21 protein-coding genes are annotated in these 19,950 nt (G+C 59.8%); 7 read left to right on the top strand and 14 right to left on the bottom strand.

What is annotated here, in order from left to right; genetic code table 11:
- Positions 1-4 precede the first annotated feature (4 nt).
- The 6 genes from FHT71_RS15685 to FHT71_RS15660 form a co-directional block, all read right to left on the bottom strand.
- Complete coding sequence (locus tag FHT71_RS15685) at positions 5-1,282, bottom strand: CtpF protein (RefSeq protein ID WP_132589377.1); 1,278 nt, start codon at positions 1,280-1,282, stop codon at positions 5-7.
- Between the two features lie 17 nt (positions 1,283-1,299).
- Positions 1,300-2,052 (bottom strand): CpaD family pilus assembly lipoprotein, encoded by a 753-nt coding sequence (locus FHT71_RS15680; protein ID WP_183720815.1) that lies wholly within the window; start codon positions 2,050-2,052, stop codon positions 1,300-1,302.
- Positions 2,049-3,554, bottom strand: coding sequence for a type II and III secretion system protein family protein (locus FHT71_RS15675; RefSeq protein ID WP_183720812.1), 1,506 nt, complete (start codon positions 3,552-3,554; stop codon positions 2,049-2,051). Before FHT71_RS15675 ends, FHT71_RS15680 begins: the two co-directional genes overlap by 4 nt.
- Positions 3,555-3,565: 11 nt before the next feature.
- On the bottom strand, positions 3,566-4,381 hold the full coding sequence (gene cpaB, locus FHT71_RS15670) for a Flp pilus assembly protein CpaB (protein ID WP_132589383.1): 816 nt from the start codon (positions 4,379-4,381) through the stop codon (positions 3,566-3,568).
- Positions 4,382-4,491: 110 nt separating this feature from the next.
- Positions 4,492-5,004 (bottom strand): prepilin peptidase, encoded by a 513-nt coding sequence (locus tag FHT71_RS15665; protein WP_183720810.1) that lies wholly within the window; start codon positions 5,002-5,004, stop codon positions 4,492-4,494.
- Between the two features lie 84 nt (positions 5,005-5,088).
- Complete coding sequence (locus FHT71_RS15660) at positions 5,089-5,286, bottom strand: Flp family type IVb pilin (RefSeq protein ID WP_183720806.1); 198 nt, start codon at positions 5,284-5,286, stop codon at positions 5,089-5,091.
- Between the two features lie 403 nt (positions 5,287-5,689).
- Between FHT71_RS15660 and FHT71_RS15655 the strand changes: the two genes are divergently transcribed.
- From FHT71_RS15655 to FHT71_RS15625, 7 genes are all read left to right on the top strand, one after another.
- A complete protein-coding gene (locus tag FHT71_RS15655; RefSeq protein ID WP_183720803.1) occupies positions 5,690-6,100 on the top strand; it encodes a pilus assembly protein N-terminal domain-containing protein in 411 nt (136 codons plus the stop codon).
- A gap of 114 nt (positions 6,101-6,214) precedes the next feature.
- Entirely contained in the window at positions 6,215-6,832 is a 618-nt protein-coding gene (locus tag FHT71_RS15650; protein ID WP_183720800.1) for a TadE/TadG family type IV pilus assembly protein, read from the top strand.
- Entirely contained in the window at positions 6,832-7,407 is a 576-nt protein-coding gene (locus tag FHT71_RS15645) for a TadE/TadG family type IV pilus assembly protein (RefSeq protein WP_183720797.1), read from the top strand. The genes FHT71_RS15650 and FHT71_RS15645 overlap by 1 nt, the downstream gene beginning before the upstream one ends.
- Before the next feature lie 97 nt (positions 7,408-7,504).
- Positions 7,505-8,725: a phosphopentomutase gene (locus FHT71_RS15640; protein WP_183720794.1), complete on the top strand. Its 1,221-nt coding sequence runs from the start codon at positions 7,505-7,507 to the stop codon at positions 8,723-8,725.
- The gene (locus FHT71_RS15635; RefSeq protein WP_183720791.1) at positions 8,722-9,690 is read left to right on the top strand and encodes an adenosine deaminase; all 969 of its coding nucleotides are present in this window, start codon (positions 8,722-8,724) and stop codon (positions 9,688-9,690) included. The genes FHT71_RS15640 and FHT71_RS15635 overlap by 4 nt, the downstream gene beginning before the upstream one ends.
- Before the next feature lie 106 nt (positions 9,691-9,796).
- On the top strand, positions 9,797-10,426 hold the full coding sequence (upp, locus tag FHT71_RS15630) for a uracil phosphoribosyltransferase (protein WP_024313419.1): 630 nt from the start codon (positions 9,797-9,799) through the stop codon (positions 10,424-10,426).
- Positions 10,427-10,575: 149 nt separating this feature from the next.
- A complete protein-coding gene (locus FHT71_RS15625) occupies positions 10,576-11,097 on the top strand; it encodes a TIGR02281 family clan AA aspartic protease (RefSeq protein ID WP_183720788.1) in 522 nt (173 codons plus the stop codon).
- Positions 11,098-11,134: 37 nt separating this feature from the next.
- Here FHT71_RS15625 and FHT71_RS15620 read toward each other — a convergent pair whose 3' ends face one another.
- From FHT71_RS15620 to FHT71_RS15585, 8 genes are all read right to left on the bottom strand, one after another.
- Positions 11,135-11,926, bottom strand: coding sequence for an ATP-binding cassette domain-containing protein (locus tag FHT71_RS15620; RefSeq protein ID WP_007798413.1), 792 nt, complete (start codon positions 11,924-11,926; stop codon positions 11,135-11,137).
- The gene (locus FHT71_RS15615; protein ID WP_183720785.1) at positions 11,919-14,171 is read right to left on the bottom strand and encodes an ABC transporter permease; all 2,253 of its coding nucleotides are present in this window, start codon (positions 14,169-14,171) and stop codon (positions 11,919-11,921) included. The genes FHT71_RS15620 and FHT71_RS15615 overlap by 8 nt, the downstream gene beginning before the upstream one ends.
- Positions 14,172-14,249: 78 nt before the next feature.
- A complete protein-coding gene (locus FHT71_RS15610; RefSeq protein WP_132589401.1) occupies positions 14,250-15,332 on the bottom strand; it encodes a substrate-binding domain-containing protein in 1,083 nt (360 codons plus the stop codon).
- Between the two features lie 354 nt (positions 15,333-15,686).
- Complete coding sequence (gene deoA / locus FHT71_RS15605) at positions 15,687-17,006, bottom strand: thymidine phosphorylase (protein WP_183720929.1); 1,320 nt, start codon at positions 17,004-17,006, stop codon at positions 15,687-15,689.
- A gap of 1 nt (position 17,007) precedes the next feature.
- Complete coding sequence (gene deoC, locus FHT71_RS15600) at positions 17,008-17,784, bottom strand: deoxyribose-phosphate aldolase (protein ID WP_132589404.1); 777 nt, start codon at positions 17,782-17,784, stop codon at positions 17,008-17,010.
- Entirely contained in the window at positions 17,781-18,584 is an 804-nt protein-coding gene (locus tag FHT71_RS15595) for a purine-nucleoside phosphorylase (protein ID WP_007798429.1), read from the bottom strand. Before FHT71_RS15595 ends, deoC begins: the two co-directional genes overlap by 4 nt.
- Positions 18,581-18,970, bottom strand: coding sequence for a cytidine deaminase (locus FHT71_RS15590; protein WP_007798431.1), 390 nt, complete (start codon positions 18,968-18,970; stop codon positions 18,581-18,583). The genes FHT71_RS15595 and FHT71_RS15590 overlap by 4 nt, the downstream gene beginning before the upstream one ends.
- Positions 18,971-18,974: 4 nt before the next feature.
- The gene (locus tag FHT71_RS15585) at positions 18,975-19,946 is read right to left on the bottom strand and encodes an ABC transporter permease (RefSeq protein WP_007798434.1); all 972 of its coding nucleotides are present in this window, start codon (positions 19,944-19,946) and stop codon (positions 18,975-18,977) included.
- Between the last annotated feature and the right edge of the window lie 4 nt (positions 19,947-19,950).

The following is a 19,950-nucleotide window of genomic DNA, read 5'->3' as shown; positions in this document are numbered from 1 at the left end:
GGCGTCATTTGCGTTTCAGCAGGCCGAGCAAACCGCCCTTCCGTGCCTTTTTGATAGCAATCCGCCCGGTTACGACGTGCGATATCTGCGAGAATGTTTCCGCGGTTGGCGACTTTGCATCCATCTCCGAAATCATCCGGCCGCTGTTGGCCGCGTTACCGAAGAGGTTGGCATCGAAGGGGATGATCGCGATCGGATCGGTTTCCAGTGGCTCGCAGAAGTCGGAGGGGCTGATCTCCGGCCGCTTCGGCATGCCGACCTGATTGAGGATCAGATGCGGCATCTTGTCGTTGGGCCGCATCTTTTTCAACGCGTCCATCATGTTCTTGGCGTTACGCAGGTTGGCGAGATCGGGCGACGCGCAGATGACAACCTCGTCGACGCTAGCCAGCACGGAGCGCGTCCATTCCGACCAGGCGTGAGGCACGTCGAGTACGGTGACAGGCGCGTTGCGCTGAAGGACATCGAGAACAGGCTGGAACGCCTGTCCTTCGAAATCATAGGCGCGGTCGAGAAGCGAGGGGGCAGCGAGCAGCGATAGATGCTCCGAACATTTCGTCAGCAGACGGTCGAGAAATACCTCATCCAGCCGGTCAGGCGCGTAGACGGCCTCGGCAATGCCCTGGGTTGGGTCTTGGTCAAAGTCGATGTTGGCCGTGCCATAGGGCAGATCGAGATCGGCCAGGATCGTTTCGGTCGAAAACAGGTTGGAAATGCCGAAAGCGCAATTGTGGGCGATCGTCGATGAGCCGACACCGCCCTTGGCGCCGATGAAGGCGATGCTGCGGCCAAGCGGCTCGGCATCCGGGTCTACGAAGATCGTCGCCATCGCCGCCATGATGTCGGGCATGGCGACTGGCTGGACCATGTATTCGGAAATGCCGTTGCGCACGAGTTCGCGGTAAAGCGCGATGTCGTTGTAGTAACCGACGATGATGACCTTGGTGGAAGGGTCGCAAACGGCGGCAAGCGGCGCCAGCTCGCTCAGCAGGTTCGCGGCTCCCGCCTTGGTTTCGAGAATGATCAGATTTGGTGTCGGCGCTGTCGCGAACATGTTCGCCGCGGCTGCGATGCCGCCGCTGGTGATCCGCAAGCCGACCTTGGACATGCGCCGATCATGGCTGCAGCGTTCCACAACCCGCTGCAATTCTTCGCTCTCGCAGAAGGCGTGCACCGATATGCGAGGAAGTGGGCGCATGTTCTCGAGTTCGGCCATGCGAATGGCGTCCTCGGCGTTGCGCAGCTCGGTCGTATTCTTGATCTCGTATTCGACGGTACTCATTTTCGGTCCTACCCCGATCAGAAGCTGTTGGCGCTGCCGCTGACTTCCTCGATATTGCTCGTCCGTTCGCGATATTCCTTGATCGCGGCGTTGCGACGGGTCGCATCGATCGGAGTCATGCCGCGAGGCGCGATTAGGTCTTCCGGGTTCGCTATTTGTGCAGCCAGGTTGTTCTGCGTCGCGCAGCCGAAGTTGTAGTAGTTCTGGTTGCTGAAATCGTTGATCATGTCCCTCGGCCATTGACCGCACTGCGAGGTCATCGCTGTCGTCCCCACGAAGGTCAGGCGGATGGGCGCTGCGTCGCCCGCACCGGTGGCGGCATAAGAGCTGTTGACGATCTTGGAGCTCGCGACGCCGCGGGCCGAGAGTTCGGCGCGCACCTGGCCGCGCAGCTGACGGGCGGCTGCCGCATTTGGCGATCCCTCGGGCGTCAGCAGATAGACCGGTCCGGTCGCCCGCGATGTGTAGTTCTGCGCGAAGCCGCGGATCATGTCGCGCTGGGCGATGTTGAGGCGGCGATCGGTTGAAGCGACCGGGATATCGACCGATTGCTCGGCTTCGGCCACCACGATCGGGTGGCGCTGGCGATAGTCGTCGGGGATGCCGCCGGTCGTCAGTTCGTCGTGGGAGGCGCAGCCGGAAAGCAGGGCGGCTGCCACCGCGACCATGGTCAGCAGCGATTTCGAAAGGCGGGATTCATGCGCAGTGTTCTGCTTGCGGGCCATCGGCTGATCTCTGTGTTGTGCCATTGCTGATCCTGCCGCGCTCATTTGTAGATGAACCCGATGGAGCCATGGAATTGAGCGTCGGCGACGGGCGTTTCGCGGCCGCCGTAAACCTTGTTGACGCGATTGAGCAGGAAAGCCGCAGCGTCGTTCTCAGGGCTGAAGTTGTCATCCGGACGGTTGAGCTGATTGCGGGCGACCGGGCGGACGAGATAGGGCGTTGCGATGATAACAAGCTCGGTTTCGTCACGCTCGACCGTGCGTTGCCGGAACAGTGTGCCAAGCAGCGGGATCTTGTTGACGCCGGGCGTACCGTTCGAGGTCTGGGCAACGTCATCGCGGATCAGGCCAGCAAGCGCGATCGAGCCGCCGGAGGGAAGCTCGATGGAAGTCTCGGCAGAGCGGCGTTGATAGGTTGGCGTCGAGCCGGACACCGAAGGTGCAGGCTCCGATACGTTCGTCTTGATCTCCAGGCTGATGCGACCGGAGGAAAGAACCACCGGTTTGAAGGCGAGATTGATGCCGTAGTTGTAGGGGACAATCGTCGTGTTGCCGTCGTTGTCGGTCGTGGAATAGAGTACCTGGCCGCCCGAATTGAACGTCGCGGCCTGCCCGGAAATCGCGGTCAGGGTCGGCTCCGCCAGCGTCTTGACCACCTTGGCCTGCTCAAGCGCGCTCAAGTATGTCGAGATATCGTACTTTCCAATCGAGCTTTTGAAGAGTGCTGCCAGACCGCCGCCAATTGTCGCCGTTGCGCCGTTAACGCTCGGAGAACCCAGTTGCGCGACAGTCAGCCCCCCCGAATTCGAAACCAGATTATCGAAGCCGAGCTGCTTTAACACCTCTCGACGCACCTCGGCGATGGTGACCTTCAGCGTCACTTGATCTTCGCCCTGGATCTGCAGGAGATTGACCACCTGCGAGACTTGGCGACCTTCAGCAAACAGTGCCACTGACCCTTCTCCGCCCGAGCCACTGGCTGTTTCCGTACGGGTTGTCGCTTCGCCACCTTTCAGGAAGACCTGTGCAAGGTCGGCCGCCTGGGCAGCGTCCTGTGGCGTGCGTACCGTACCGGTCAGCACGATGTTGTCTGACACGATCTCGACTTTGATGCAGGAGTCCGGGATGAAGCGCCGGAGATTGGCTTCGAGGCCCGCGACATCGCGCTCGATCGCGATATCGAGGCTGACGATCTGCTGGCCGTCAGCGCCGAAAATGAAGATGTTCGTCTGCCCGACCGTCTTGCCGAAAAGATAGATGCGACGCGAGCTGCGGGTGACTGCGTCGGCCATGGAAGGGTCCGAGACGAGGATATCGTGGGCATCGGCGGGCAGATCGACGACGATCGCCTTCTTCAGACCGAGTTTCAGGCTGCGATGAGCACCGGGACCCGTCTGGGTTATCGTGACCATCCCGTCGGAATTGGCCCAGGCGGCCCTTGCGCCGAGGACGGGAGCAAGAAAGCCCGACGCCATGCCGGAGAACCCGATCGCAAAGGACAAGCACCCCGCCATCAAGGGCTTCATATGGCGCTTCAAATTGCCCATTCCCATTTCCTTTACTCGGCCTTCGGCGCGCTGCTGCTGTCTGTAACGATTGAGCCTGATTTGATGACTTGGACCATGGCGCTGCCGTTGTCGCCGCTGAGGAGGTAGTCCGCAGCGCTGGTATCCTGCTCCTGGGCGTCGGCGACGGAGCGCAATGCCAGCGACAGCCGGTTGGCCATCTGCTGGGCAACGGCCAGCACTTTGGTTTGGTCAGGAGTAAGCTCCAGGGTTGCGGTCGTTCCGACGACCGCTTTGGAGCCGTCCTCTTTTTCCTGGATCTGCTGGTCGATCGCGAGCACGCGCACATTGCTGAGCACCGTCTCGGTCAGATACTTGTCGGCTTCCTTGGACTTGCGGACCATGATGACGTCGACGCGGTCGTTCGGCAGGATGAAGCCGCCGGCACCCGTGGAAACCGAAATTTCGGTGGCGACGGCACGTTTCCCGGAGGGCAGGAGCGAGGACATGATGCGGCTGTTCGAATCGGCGATCTTTTCCGCGCGGATCGGCTCGCCCTCGAAGATAGGAAGGCGAACGACGGCGCCCTGCATGTCTTTCAGCGCGTCGGGCTTGTCGGCTTCGGTGATAAAGCCCTGGACGACGCCACTCTGCGGCCACCCCATCCAGTGAACCGCCTTGTCATCCAATCGTGCGCCGACCGGCAGATTGGCGCTGGAGACGAGCACGTTGACAGTCGGCTCCTTCTCGACGACCGACTGAACCTGGGTGACGACGGAACCGCGGCCCGCGAGGCTCATCGCCAGCACGCCGGCAAGGCCGGCCGCAACGACAGCCACTCCAAGTATCATAAGGCGGGCGGGTTTCATCGATCATTCCTCGGGGATTCGCGATATTCGCCCCGAAGAATGGCCTGCAATTGGTGTAATTATAGTTAATGAAAGGCTTCGATTTTAAGTTAACAGAAGCTTAAGCGCTTCTACTTCAAGTTTTGCAACGCTGCAATGAAAAGCGGTGAGGACGGGAAAGCAATAAAACCGCCCGCAGCGATAGCAATGCCATAGGGGATCTTCTTGGCGACGAGAAGCGAATCCGGTACTCGCAACCCGATTGTCGTGATCACGTCGCTCTGCATTCGTACCATGAGGATGGCTGCGGTCAGGAGGCCACCCATGATGCCGACATAGCCAATGAATTCTACCAGCGGTTCTCCGAAACCGAACCAGACGGCTGCGGCAGTCAGCAGTTTCGCATCCCCCCCGCCCATAACGTTGAGGGCGAAGAAGAAAAAGCAGGAAGCAAACACGACGGCGCCACCGAGTAAATGGTAGCCGAACGTCTGCCAATCCATCCCAATGAAGGGGGCCAGCGCAAGGAAAGACAGCAAAAGAATTGCTGAGATGCGGTTCGGGATGGTCATCGTCAATGTGTCCATCACCGCCGCGAATGCCAGGCACATCGGAAAGATGGTAATGATGACGCTTGAAGTCATGACCTGATTTACCTCGAAAGCCGGACAAAATGCAAAGCCGTCCTGAGGGTCAGGACGGCCTCTTTCCTCAACGGCGGCTTGGCATCAGCAACCGGTAATGCTGCCGGTCTTGCAGGCGTCATTCATCTTGACGGACAGGCCATTGAAGATGTTATTCAGTTTGCCGCCCAGTGCGGTTGCGCCGGTGATGAGCGCGACAGAGATAAGCGCTGCGATCAGGCCGTATTCAATTGCGGTCGCGCCGGATTCGTCCTTCAGAAAACGGCTAACAAGCTTGGTCATGGTAACTCCTAACTCCAGTTGATGTTCAGCACGTCCGCCAACTGTTGCCGTTGATCGGATTGCCACAATCTAGCGAGCCGCTGTTTCTATCAACTTAAAGAGTTAGGTTACCACTTCGTAAACGCCAACCAACACTTGAGAACGGTAAGTATCGGCTTGCGTCATTGTTTAGAATTTTAGGGAAAGGTCTGCGTGCCCTTTAGTAGTTGAGCCTCCGAAGACCTGGGGATGTTCCGCCGATATTCAAAATGGCGCTCAAATAGGCTTCCATCCACGTAAGGTGTCTCCAAATGGCGCGTCAAGTCGGGATTGCGGACAGATCAAAAATGGAATTAAAGCTTCGTTCACCAATTTTTCTCATGCTGTTTCGTAAAATCGCCGTAACTCTTGAGAGAGAATCAAAATGTCGCCGAGTGGCAAGAGGATCATCCTAGCCAGCTTTCTTGCCGTCGCCGGCTTTAGCGAGCCCGTGTTTGCGCAGCAGGATGTTCTGCGGGTCTATATGGACCAGGCGCGCGTTTTGAAGCTTGATCGCCCGGTGAGCAAGGTCATCGTCGGCAATGCCAAGGTTGCGGATGCTACAGTCGCCGATGCGAAAACGATCGTGCTGACCGGACGCAGTTTTGGAACCACCAACCTTGTGCTGCTCGACGCGGATGGCAATGCGATCTTGGACGAAAGCATCCTAGTCTCTATCGACGAGGCAAACACCGTCCGTGTCTTTCGTCAGACGGAGCGCTCGGTCCTTTCCTGTACCCCCAATTGCGAACAGCATAGCCAGCAAGGAACCGAGGCTGCAGCGGCGGCCCAATAGTTAGACGCCAGATCTCGTTGGTGAACCTCCGTTAAACTTCTGATCCGGCTTGAAACGGAAAATCAACGATCACCCTTTAAAACCGTGTGGTCGAAGCTGTCCCGGATGCATGCCATGAAGGAAACGGATCAAGCGGCGGACGCGGCCTCCCGCCCCCATCGGCGGACGCGGTCGCGGTTAGCCGCATTTGCGCACTCTCGCGACGGGTCGGCCGCGATCGAATTTGCACTCCTCGCCATACCCTATTTCATGGTGGTCTTTGCAATCATCGAGACATTCATTGCCTTTGCCGGCGAGGAACTCCTGTCCAATGCGGTGGATACGATGAGTCGCAAGATGCGAACGGGACAAATCACGCCCGCGAATACGGATGTGGCAGCTTTTCGGACGGCGTTCTGCAACGAGATTTCGATTCTGATAAAGTGCTCTACAACGGAAGTGGCCACCCCGAGCAAGCTGTTCATCGACGTACAGAACTTCGCCACCTTTGCCGCCATTCCCACGACGATACCGAAGACGTCCACCAGCGCCTACGCCGACATCAAAACCTCTGATTTTAAATATCTTCCCGGTGGCTCGGGCACGATCAACATGGTTCGGGCCTACTATCGCTGGCAAGTCATAACCGACCTGATCAGGCCTTATATTACAAACGTGCGCCCTACTGATGGGTCGTCGTCATACTTTCTGATGGTCGCCACGACGGCGTTCCAGAATGAGCAGTACCCGTAATGGCAGGCCGTGGTGTACTGATCCGGCTTCATCAACTCGCAAGACGCTTCGTCGGCGACCGGCAGGGCGTGGGTGCGATCGAGTTCGCCATCCTGTTCCCGATCCTGGTGATGCTTTATGTCGGCGCATTCGAGATCACGATTGGTCTCAGCATGAGCAAGCGTGCAAGCCGTGCAGCCGGGATGATCACGGATGTCGTGACGCAGCAAAAGAGCGTAACCAAGTCCTGGCTTGCCGATATGCCCTCGGTCGCCTCCGCGGTGTTCGTTCCCTATGGTTCGACCGGCCTTACCATCAAGATCACGGGCATCGCTCTCGATGGTACCGCAAACCCGACGGTGGCATGGTCGTGGGCGCAGGATGGCAGCCGTCCATACGTGGCGAATTCCGCCACGACGGTGCCCGCCGATATGAAAAAAGCGAACATCTTTCTGGTTCGTACCGAACTGAGCATTCCGTACAAGCTGTTCCTGTTTGCGCCGAACTTGGTACCGAACAACAGCACGATCACGATCAGCCGCAATTATTATTACCTGCCCCGCGCAAGCGATACCGTCACCTGCGGCGATTGCTGACGCCCCAAGCTCGTTTGCCAAGTCCGCTCTGCCGTTATAAGGCTTCAGGAGTGGTCCGTGATGCGCGGGCCGTCAATTATCTGTCGCTAGGTGGAGCATGGCGCGAGCCTTTCTTTTCGTTCTGGATTCATTTGGTGTCGGCGGGGCGCCGGACGCGGCCGCCTATGGCGACGAGGGGGCCGACACGCTGGGGCACATCGCGGAATTCTGTGCGGCAGGCGCTGCCGATCGCGAGGGATTGCGCTCGGGCCCCCTCCAGCTTCCGAATATGTCGGCTCTTGGTCTGGTCCATCTCGCCAAGGCCGCCTCGGGACGCTTCCCGGCCGGGATGCCGGTGCCGGAAAAGGTCTATGCGATGTTCGGTTCGGCCAGCGAAGTTTCGCGTGGCAAGGATACCCCATCCGGCCACTGGGAAATCGCCGGGACGCCGGTAACATTCGACTGGGGCTACTTTCCGACTGAGGGCGAAGCCTTCGCACCGCAACTCGTCGAGGCGCTCTGCAGGGCCGCGGACGTTCCGGGGATTCTCGGTAATTGTCATGCCTCCGGCACCGACATCATTGCCCGGCATGGCGAAGAGCATATCCGGACCGGAAAGCCGATCTGCTACACCTCGTCCGACTCCGTCTTCCAGGTTGCCGCGCACGAGACGCATTTCGGCCTCGACAGGCTCATGACCTTCTGCACGATCGCGCGGGCGCTGCTGGACCACCATAACATCGGCCGCGTCATCGCGCGGCCGTTCGTTGGGGAAACCGCCTCCAAGTTTCAGCGTACCGGAAACCGGCGCGACTTCTCGGTGCCGCCGCCCGAGCCGACACTTCTCGATCGGTTGGTCAAGGAAGGTCGCAAGGTCCATGCCATTGGCAAGATCGGCGACATCTTTGCGCATAAGGGAGTGTCCCGGGTGGTCAAGGCGAATGGCAATGAGGCGCTGATGGATGCGAGCCTCGCAGCCATGGACACCGCCGAGGATGGCGACCTGGTTTTCACTAACTTTGTCGATTTCGACATGGTCTATGGCCATCGCAGGGATGTAGCGGGCTATGCCGCCGCCCTTGAAGCCTTTGATTCCAGGCTACCCGAAGTGGGTGGCAAGCTGAAGCCCGGCGATCTCGTCATCCTGACCGCCGATCACGGCTGCGATCCGACGTGGCGTGGCACGGATCACACGCGCGAACGGGTGCCGATCATTGCCTATGGACCGGGGCTTCGTTCTCGCGATATCGGCATACGCGCCACCTATGCTGATATCGGCGAGACGATCGCCCGGCATCTGCGCATTCCGCCTGGCGCGCAGGGGAGAAGTTTTCTATGACATCGCATTTGAAGAAGGTCGAGCTGCACTGCCATCTGGAAGGTGCAGCACCGCCAACGCTTACCTTGGCGCAGGCCCGCAAGTACAACATCGACATCAGCAGCTACCTGGCCGATGGCGCCTATGTCTGGCATGACTTCGCAAGCTTTCTGCAATGCTACGATAAGGTCTCCGAGGTCTACAAGACCGAGGAAGACTACGCGCTGCTGACCGAAACCTATCTTGAGGAACTCGCCGCTATAGGCACGATCTACAGCGAGCTGATCGTGTCTCCCGATCATGGCAAGCGGATCGGGCTTGGCGCGGACGCTTACATCGAGGGCGTGTGCGAGGGAATTCGCCGTGCGAAGGCGAGAAGCGGTATCGAGGCACGTCTGATTGTCACGGGGGAGCGTCATTTCGGTCCTGAGAGTGTCATTGGCGCCGCGGAATATGCTGCCAAGGCAAAGAATCCGCTCATCACTGGTTTCAATCTTGCCGGTGAGGAGCGGATGGGTCGGGTCGCCGATTATGCGCGTGCCTTCGATATTGCGCGTGATGCGGGGCTTGGCCTCACGATTCACGCTGGTGAAGTGTGCGGTGCCTTTAGCGTTGCCGATGCGCTTGACGTTGTCAGGCCCTCGCGCGTTGGGCATGGAGTGCGCGCGGTCGAGGACATGGATCTCGTGAAGCGGCTCGCCGATCTCGGAACGGTGCTGGAAGTGTGTCCCGGCTCCAATATCGCGCTGAAGGTCTTTCCGGATTTCGCATCGCACCCGCTGCGAAAACTCAAGGACGCCGGTATACGCGTGACGATCAGTTCGGACGACCCGCCGTTCTTCCACACGTCGCTGAAGCGCGAGTACGAGTTGGCCGCCGATGCCTTTGGCTTCAGCGATGCCGCAATCGATGAGATGACGCGAACTGGTATCGAGGCAGCCTTCGTTGATGAACCGACGCGCCAGGCGCTTTTTGCCCGGATGTGATCGGCTCGCCTTGGGATCGGGTTGCAAAATGGCATCCGCTCTTGCGGTGGAGGCAATTTCCATGGAAGAAACATCCGATAAGAACAACGACAGAAAGGGCCCGGCCATGGACGGCGTAACGGTCATCGATCACCCGCTTGTGCAGCACAAACTCACGATCATGCGGCGCAAGGAGACATCGACCGGAAGTTTCCGTCGGCTCCTGCGCGAAATCTCCACGCTGCTCTGCTACGAAGTGACCCGCGATCTGGAGCTCACGATGGAGACCATCGAGACTCCCCTGCAGACGATGGAGTCGCCGATCCTTGAGGGTAAGAAGCTTGTCTTCGCCTCGATCCTGCGGGCCGGCAACGGCCTCCTCGAAGGCATGCTCGACCTTGTGCCGTCGGCGCGCGTGTCGCATATCGGCGTCTACCGCGATCACGAGACGCTGCAGCCGGTCGAATATTACTTCAAGGCTCCCGAAGACATCTCCGAGCGCTTGATCATCGTCGTCGACCCGATGCTTGCGACCGGCAACTCGTCGATCGCCGCGATCGACAAGCTCAAGGAACGCGGAGCCCACAACATTCGCTTCCTCTGCCTTCTGGCCGCGCCGGAGGGCATCAGGAATTTCCGCGATGCGCATCCCGATGTTCCCGTCTTCACCGCCTCCATCGACAGCCATCTGAACGAGAAGGGCTACATCATGCCCGGCCTCGGAGACGCCGGGGATCGCATGTACGGCACGAAATAATTCGCAAACCGTTTACCAGTTGATGGCCCGGACACGCTTGCCGGGCCATTTGCTTGCCGGCATTAGCAACTTGTCAGCAATTATTGCGTAGCAGGTAGAAGCATGGCCACGCATGACGCGGGGTTTATACAGGAAGGATTTCTGTCCCGATGCTCCTGCGTACCGTAATTTTTGCAAGCGTCGCTGCTGCGCTTGCCACACAAATACCGTCCCTCATGGGAAAACCCGGAAGCGAAGCGGCCGTTTCGGCCAACGTCGTAACAGCCAGCGCCGAGCAGGTGCCTGCCACGGCGGTTAATGGTGGCACGATGCGCCTGCAGGCCGATGCCCAGGGACATTACTCAGGAGACTTCAGGATCAACGGTCGACAGGTCCAGGGCCTGATCGACACAGGCGCGACCTATGTCGCGCTGAACGAGAGCTTCGCCCGACGCCTTGGCTATACCGGCAACCAGCTCGATTTCCGCTATTCGGTAAACACTGCCAACGGCACCACGAAGGCGGCGCACGTCATATTAGATCGGGTGGAAATCGGTGGCATCCGCGTGCGCGACGTGGAGGCTTTCGTGCTGAAGGATGATGCCCTTTCCTTCACGCTCGTCGGTATGAGCTTCCTGCGCAAACTTGCCTCCTATTCCGTTGCAGGCGGATCGCTCAGTTTGAAGCAATAGAAGATCCGGTATCGGGATCCTTCTTGCGCGTGCGGCATCATGACCGATCAACGCTTCTGGCTTCGTCGGCCGTCAGTGCACTCTCCCGGGTGCCGGAGACAATGATCTCCAGGACCTCATGCTCGTCCGTGTTCCTGACATAGCGGTCGCCGACATACTCGCCGCGCTTGAGAACCATGACGCGATCGCCCACCGCAAAAATGTCGACCAGACGATGCGAGATAATGATTTGGGCAACGCCTTGTTTCTTCAGCTCCAGCATGGTTTCGAGCAGCCGCTCGGTGGCCATGACGGAAAGGTTGGCGGTCGGCTCATCGAGGATCACGACGCGCGGTTCGAAGGAGATCGCGCGGGCAATGGCCACGGATTGCTGGCGGCCACCCGATAGGCTCTCGACCTTCTGATAGACGGAATTCACGTCGACTTTGAGCCGTTTCAGAACGCTATCCGCTTCGGCATACATTTTCCGTCGATCGACGAAGGGGCCTTTGAGGGGCCAGCGGCCAAGGAAGATGTTCTGGCCGACATCCATGTTCCCGCAAAGTGCGAAGTCCTGATAGATCATCTCTATTCCGGCGCCACGGCTCTCGTGCGGGCTCTTGAAATACACCGGTTGCCCGGCAACCAGGATTTCGCCGGAATCGCGCTGATAGGCGCCGGTGAGGATCTTCATCAGCGTCGACTTGCCGGCCGAATTGTCCCCGACCAAGCCAAGAATCTCGCCAGGATAAAGGATGAGATCGACTTTGCGGAGCGCCTGCACTGCTCCGAAGGCTTTTTCGATGCCCCGCATTTCCACAATCGGCTGTAAGGGCTGTATGTCAGCCATGGATGCGCTCTCCCGTTGGCGCGGCTGCCGCGAAACGGGTTCGCAGTCGGCCGAAGAGATTGGCCTGTCGCACCCAGATGTCGATCAGCACTGCCACGATGAGGATGACCCCAATGAAGACATTGATCCAGTGCTGCGGCATGCTGAAGCCCTGGACGTTGAGCTGCAGGAGTGCACGGACGAGCGTGATTACGGCTGCACCTGCAAGGGAGCCGATCATCGTTCCGTAACCGCCGAAGATCGATCCGCCGCCGATGATGACGGAGGCGATGGCGTCAAGCTCTCGGAACTGGCCGGCAACCGGGTTGAAGCTGCGGAAGTAAGCGACGTTGATGATCCCGGCCATGGTCGCGCAGAGAGCGGCCAGCATCAGTGAGATGAAACGCACGCGGTTGGTGTTGATGCCGGCATAAGCGGCCGCGCGGACGTTGCCACCCGCAGCGCAGACCTTCAGTCCAAACGGTGTGTAGGCAAGCACGATGCCGGCGAGGAGGGCGACGAAAAACATAAAGATCGTCTGGATGCTGACGACCTCGGCCACGGTGCGAATGATTCCCGATGATAGCGAAAGGCCGAAATGCAGGAGAACGTCATTCACCTTACGGCCAAGCAGGTTGTAGCCTTCGGGCCAGCCGGTCAATTGCTGGCCGGCGACAAACCAGGCGGCGAGACCTCGAGCAATGTAGAACATACCGAGCGTGGCGACGAAGGCCGGCAGCTTGAAGCCGACTGTGACGACGGCATTGACGAAACCGGCAGCCGTCCCGGCAAGCAGACCCATCGCCACGGCGGTAAATGGATCGGCGCCCAGCACCTTCAGGAAATAGGCGGCGGTGCTCCCGGCAAGCGCAAGCACGGCCCCAACGGAGAGATCGATATCGCCGGCTGCAATGACGTAGGTGAGCCCGACGGTAATGAGCGCCAGTTCTGTGTAGTTGAGCAAGATCGCAAAGGTGTTGGGCAAGTTCCACCAGTAGTCCGGCCTCAGCGCCAGACCGGCCAACCAGAGCACCGCAGTCAGGATGATGGCCAACGCGTCGCGCCGCGCAAAGAACTTGCCGAGCCCCGTGGCTGAGAGTGCAATATCGGTCGCCATCGCCCCTTTAGTCTGGACACCTTCCAGCGCCACGCCGCTGGTCTCATAGGCTGGCGGCGGTGGTCGACTGCGGAGCCAGGCCCAGAACCGGGCAACAATCTGACGTCGAATGAGGAAGGGCTCGATGAGCACGGCCGTGACAAGAAGCAGGCCCAGGAAAACCAGTACGGCACCGGCGGGCAGGGTAAACCTGGCGCCGACGGCAATGCTCTCCCCATCGATAACGACGGTGCGCGTGATCGGCCAGCCTTCGCGCAACACCTTGTCGATCAGCACGACGACTGCGGCGCCTAGGCAAGACCCGATGACGCGCCCGCGCCCGCCGAGAATCGATGCGCCGCCAATGACGACAGATGCGATAGCAGTAAGTTCCCAGCTGACGCCGTAGAGAGGGGTGACACCCTTGTCCTGCGCAGCTGACAGGAGCGCGGAAAGCGTCGCGCAAAGCGATGATAGCAGATAAGCGCGAATGCGCACCCACCGCGTGTTGATGCCGGCATAGGCAGCAGCTTGCTCGTTGCCCCCGGTCGCGAAGGTCTCATAGCCCCACCGGGTCTTGGCAAGTACATAGGCACCGACGATGGCGACGAGGAGGAAGATTACGATCTGGTTATTGAAACCGAAAACGTTGATCTCTCCGAGATGGAAGAAGTGCGGATAGTCTTTGGCTTTGCCGGAATAATAGATCGCCTGACCGTGCGTAAGCGCGAGAACGAAGCCGCGACCGATAAAAAGCATCGTCAGCGTTGCAATGAAGGCGGGCACTCTCAGGATCGTCACGAGGACGCCGTTGACGAGGCCAACCACTGTGCCGAGCAGCAAACAGAAGATTGCGGACTCGATGACGCCGAAGTCGAGAATGTTTGACGCAAAAAGCCTGGCGAAAACCACGGCGATCAGGCCGTAGGTGGAGCCGACCGAGAGATCGAGATCCTTGTTGGCGATGACAAAGGTCATGCCGACCGCGATGATTCCGACACGGGATGTATCGCGAAGTAACGCCAGAAGGGCTTCCGTAGAGCCAAAAAAGGCCGGATTAACGACGGCGCCGCCGAGGTAGAGCAGGGCGAGGAATATCAGCAGCCCAGCCTCCCAGCCGCCGACGAGCTGAGGCGGCGCACGGCCTAGCGATGTCGTCGTGGACGCCATGGTTTCCGCCGATCAATCTTGCCGTCGCGATGCGGGAGGCTTGCGTCATCCCGCATCGATCTCAGGCGTTTCGAACCGTTAGTTCTCGAAGCGCTTGCCAACTTTTGCGACGTTCTCCTTCGTCACCAATTGGGCACGCGTGTCCAGGTTGGCGGCAGAAATACCGCGATCGATCTGGAGGTAAAGCTGCATGACAGGCCAGAAGCCCTGCAGGAAGGGTTGCTGCCCCAGGGAGCCGGTCAGGTTTTCAGCGGCGATCCCCTCTTGCTGTGCCGGGCCGAGATCGAACCCAAAGGCGCAGAACTTGCCGGTCTTCCCCATCTGTGCGACCGCCTTCACGAGCGGCGGCGTAAAGACGTTGTTGGCTGTAAACGCGCCGACTGCGTCGCCACGGGACTCGAAGAGCGAAACAAGCGCGTTGACGGGATCATTCGGGTTCGTGTCTATGCCGACATTCTCCGGCCCGGCATCAACCTTAAAGGCGTCAAGCTTGCCGGCATCCTTCAGCGTCTTGACGATGGCGTTGAAGGCGGCGGTCACGCGATTATTGACCTCGATGTTGCCCATCGCGGTAGACGACGGCAGCAGGATCGAGCCGCTGGTCGCGCCGCTGTCAAGCACGCACTTGGCAAGCGCCTCGCCGCCGATTGCCGCAGCCGATGCATCCTGGCCGGTGTGACTTATGCCGTTGCGGTTCAGGATCGTTGCATCGAACGAGTTGGTTGTGGCGACTGGTATGCCTGCCGCCTTGGCTGCCTTGACGATGTCATTGTAGGCGCCGACCTGCGGCGTTGTCATGATGATGCCGTCGATTGTCGGGTCCTGGACAATCTGGTTCAGGATCTCGATCTCACGCGCCGGATCGTCAACCGGTGATTCCGAGCCGAGCAGCAGGATCTTGGCACCGATCATGTTGCCGGCAACGGTTGCACCGACATAGACGGGGTCAAAAAAACCATTGCCTGCCGTATGCGTCACAATCGCGAAGGTCAAATGACCATCAGCCGAATGGAAGTTTTTCGTCTCGGGCGCTTCCTTGGCAGCTTCGGCAAAATCATAGCCGCCAACCGCTTTCTCAACCCCGCCCGACTGCGCAAATGCATGCGTAACGCCGAGCGACAGTACCGCAGCCGACGCCGCGTACAGCAAAGTCCGCCTCATGATTAGTCCTCCCTTGAGCCAAAGGGAGGAAAGCCGTTCGGGCGCAATTTATAGAGAGCGAAGGCCCGAAGGCTTCCTCCCATGCGCTAATATTCTGCGCAATTCCAATGCAAGTAAACGGCGAACTCATCGTAGGGGCGAATTTGTTCGCCTCGTAAGCATCTCGTGGTTGCTTTTGCTGGCAAATAGCCGCCGAAGTCGTGTTTGGTGCCTCCAAGAAGGCATGGGGCGCGTAACTCTTGCGCTGTGGTCCCGCCTTCTCCTCAAAGGATGATGTCCTTTCATCCTCGCAGGCCGGTATGAGTTTTCTCTGGAAGCTTACCTTCTATTCCGTTTCTGAGGAGCCCCTCAGCCTCAGGCAATAGCCACGATGCGCTCGCAAACGACATCAGGGATTGCAGGTTGGCGTTCGCCGATCCTGTAGTTGGCAGCCAGGGCAGCGATTGCCGCATCGGCCGAAACCTCGCTGGCGGCATGCACCAATGCAATCGGATCGCCTCGCTCGACACGGGTGCCAACCGGCAGGATGTCGGATATCCCAACGCGGTGATCGATCCTGTCGTCCGGATGCCGTCGTCCCCCCCCGAGATCGACGACGGTCATACCGATCTCCCGTACGTCGCAGCCCGAAAGCCAACCGGACTGAGGAGCGGGAACCGCTTTGGTTACTGGCGCTTTGACGAGGTATTTGTCTGGCTTTTCCAGGAGATCCGACGGACCGCCGAGCAGGTGGACCATACGGCCGAAGTTTTCGGCTGCTTTGCCTGCGGAAAGGGCGTCCGCGGCCTTCGTTTCACCGTCCTGCAGTGACGAAGCCATACCTGATTTCATCAGCATCTCGGCCGCAAAGGCCAATACGGCCGCCTCGAGGCGCGTATTCTTCTTCCTGCCGGCCAGAAATTCCAGGCAATTACGGATCTCGACGGCGTTTCCTGCAGCATCCGCGAGCGGCTGGTTCATGTCGGTGATCAGCGCCGACGTCCTGACGCCAGCGCTATTGGCGACATCGACAAGCGCGCGTGCCAGTGTCTCGGCGTCCTTCGGCTCGGCCATGAACGCGCCGCTACCGACCTTGACATCGAGCACCAGTGTCTGCAACCCGGCCGCGAGTTTCTTCGACAGGATGGAGGCGGTGATGAGGGGGATCGAGTCGACGGTCGCGGTGACATCTCGCACGGCGTAGAGCTTGCCATCCGCAGGCGCAAGGGCTCCGGTCTGGCCGATGATGGCGCACCCGACATCCTTCACGACCCTGCGGAAAAGCGTTGCGTCAGGGGTGATGGTGTAGCCGGGAATGGCCTCGAGCTTGTCCAGTGTCCCCCCGGTATGGCCAAGACCGCGCCCGGAAATCATCGGAACCGCCAAGCCGCACGCTGCCGCGATTGGTGCAAGCATCAGGGAGACATTATCGCCGACGCCGCCTGTCGAATGCTTGTCGGCGATCGGCCGGTCTATGTCTGCCCAGCTGAGCGTGTCGCCCGAACGCGCCATTGCGCGCGTCAGTGCAACAACCTCGTCCCGCGACATGCCCTTGAACCAAATTGCCATGGCGAAGGCGCCAATCTGCCCTTCCGAAAGCTGACCGGACGCCAGTGCGGCGATGAACGATTGGATGTCCTCTTCGGAAAGCGTTCCGCCGTTTCGTTTTTGGCGGATGATCTCCTGCGGGATCATTTCAATAGCTCGATGCGGCAGCGGGAGCAGACTGCGTGCCGCTGAGAACGGCAAGGATGTCATCGAGCAATCCGGACGCGCCGAAACGGAAGGTGGATGGCATCGGCCAGTCGGGCGCCATGATCGTTTCCGCAAGGCTCAGATAGAGGGCCGCGTCCGCGACCGAGCCGATACCGCCCGCCGGTTTGAAGCCGACCTTGTGGCCGCTCTGGCGGATGACCCGTAACATGATATCGGCCGCTTCCAACGTCGCATTGACGGAGACCTTGCCGGTCGATGTCTTGATGAAATCGGCACCGGCCTCGATCGCAAGTTCGGAGGCACGACGGATCAGCGCCGCATCCTTGATCTCGCCTGTCTCGAGAATGACCTTCAGGAGGATCGGATCCTTGCATTCGGCGCGGACGGCCGCGACCATATCGGTGACGGCCTTGCCGCTGCCCGTCATGAATTTGCGATAAGGGATGACGAGGTCGATTTCATCGGCGCCATCGGCGATCGCCTCGCGGGTCTCGGCGGCGACGTCGGCAACTTCCATTTCGCCCAAAGGGAAATTGACGACAGTCGCAATGCGTACCGGATGACCTGTACCGAGAATGGCGCGGGCATGGGCGACGAAGCGCGGCCAGATGCAGATCGCTGCGGTGTTGCCGTAGGGGGTCTGAGCCCGCGCGCACAGCGCGTCGATCTGCGCCTCGGTGCAGTCGTCCTTGAGGTTGGTCAGGTCGAGAAGCGAGAGTGCGACGGCGGCCGTCTCCTTGCTGGAATGACTGGTCATTGTTCGCGTTCTCCTGCAATCATTTCTTTCAGTATGGCGGCGAGGCGTGCCCCGCCGATCGGAGCCATGTCCTTGGTTTCGTCATGGCTCAGTTCGCCGCCGGTCATACCGGCTCCATAGTTGGTGATAACGGACGCTGCCGCAACCCTTAAGCCCAGCATTCGCGCGATAATGACCTCCGGCACGGTCGACATGCCAACGGCATCTGCGCCGAGAATGCGGGCCAGCCGGATTTCGGCGGGCGTCTCGAAGCTCGGACCGGAGAACCACATATAGACGCCTTGCGACAAGGCGATGCCGATCTTTTCTGCAGCCTTGCGCATCTCGTCGGCGAGGCCTGCATCGTAGGCGCTGGTCATGCCAACGAAGCGGCGGTCGCTTTCCTCGCCAATGAGCGGATTCATGCCGGAATAATTGATGTGATCGGTGATCTGCATTACAGAGCCAGGCGGCATGTCGTCCCGCAAGGAGCCGGCGGAGTTGGTAAGGATCAGCGTCTCGATGCCAAGACCCTTGAGTACTTCGATCGGCAGCCGCATCGCGCCCGCGTCGCCCTTCTCGTAGAAATGGACCCGACCGGACAGCATGATAACAGGAACGCCGCCAAGCGAACCGGCAACCACCTCGCCGGCATGGCCCGAGACGGCGCTGACCGGGAAGCCTGGCAAATCATGATATGGAATGCGCTGCGCGTCCGTCATTTCACCGACTAGCGAACCAAGGCCGGAGCCAAGCACGATGCCAACACGCGGCGAAAGGCCGCCGAGCCTGCCGGCAAGCACGTCCAGCGCCGCACTCATCCGAGTTCGGTCTCGAAGCTGAACGGCAGGAGCTCGTCCATGGTCATCGTCTTCTTCACGCCGGCTTCGTCGCAGAGATAGATCTTCGTATCCTTCGAAGCGAACTCCGAGATCTTCTGACGGCAACCGCCACAGGGCGGGCAGAGCGGCAGCTTCTCTGCGATCACCGCCATTTCGACGATCTTCTTGGCACCGCCCATGATCATGGCGCTGATAGCCGTCGGCTCCGCGCACCAACCCTGCGGGAAGGACAGGTTCTCGATATTGGCGCCAGTGTAGACCTTGCCGTCATCGGCACGGATCGCCGCGCCGACGGGAAACTTCGAGTAGGGGGCGTGAGCGAAGGCCATAGCCCCGCGAGCGGCTTCGAAAAGATCGTGGGACATGTTCTCAACGTTCCTTCGTATAGGGGACACCACCCGCCTTCGGCGGGATTGCCACGCCGATGAAGCCGGCAAGCAGGATGCAGGTGAGGATATAGGGCAGCGCCTGGAAGATCTGCACTGGCACTTCGCCGATCAGTGGTACCTGCTTGCCCTGCATGAAGTTTGCCAGCGCATCGAGAAAGCCGAAGAGCAGGCAGGCGAACATGACGGGCACCGGCTTCCACTTCGCAAAGACCAGCGCTGCAAGCGCAATGTAGCCCTTGCCGGCCGACATGTCCTTGATGAAGGCCGCTGACTGCGCGATCGCCAGGTAGGTTCCGGAGAAGCCGCAGAGGATTCCGGCGCACATGACCGCGCGATAGCGCAGCCAGCTCACAGAAATGCCGGCCGTATCGACAGCGCCCGGATTTTCGCCGACGGCGCGCAGCCGCAGGCCGAAGCGGGTGCGATAGAGAATCCACCAGGAAAGCGGAACCGCGAGGAAGGCGAGATAGGTCAGGATGTTGTTGCCCGAGATCACATTGGCGTAGAGCGGGCCGATAACCGGGACGCCGCGCATTGCCTCGGCACCGGGCAGCACGATCGGCGAGAAGCGGGCTTCGGGAAGCAGCTGCGGCGTACGACCGCCCTGGCCGAACCACGCACCGCCGAGGACGATCGTGATACCGGCGACGAAGAAGTTGATCGCCACGCCCGAGATGATCTGGTTGCCGCGATTGGTGATCGAAGCAAAGCCGTGGACGAGGCTGAGCGCCACCGAGCAAATAATGCCGGCGCCAAGACCGAGCCAAGCCGAGCCAGTCAGATACGCGACGCAGGCTGCCGCAAACGCCGAACCAAGCATCTTGCCTTCGAGGCCGATATCGAAGATGCCGGCACGTTCGGAAAACAGACCTGCCAGCGCCGTGAAGATCAGCGGGATCGACAAGCGGATCGTGGAACTCAGGACGCTGATGAAGATGTCATAATAATCCATCGTC

It is taken from the genome of Rhizobium sp. BK060 (assembly GCF_014193145.1).
In the GTDB taxonomy this organism is placed as follows: Bacteria; Pseudomonadota; Alphaproteobacteria; order Rhizobiales; family Rhizobiaceae; genus Rhizobium.
This window is presented reverse-complemented; position numbering and strand designations above follow the sequence as displayed.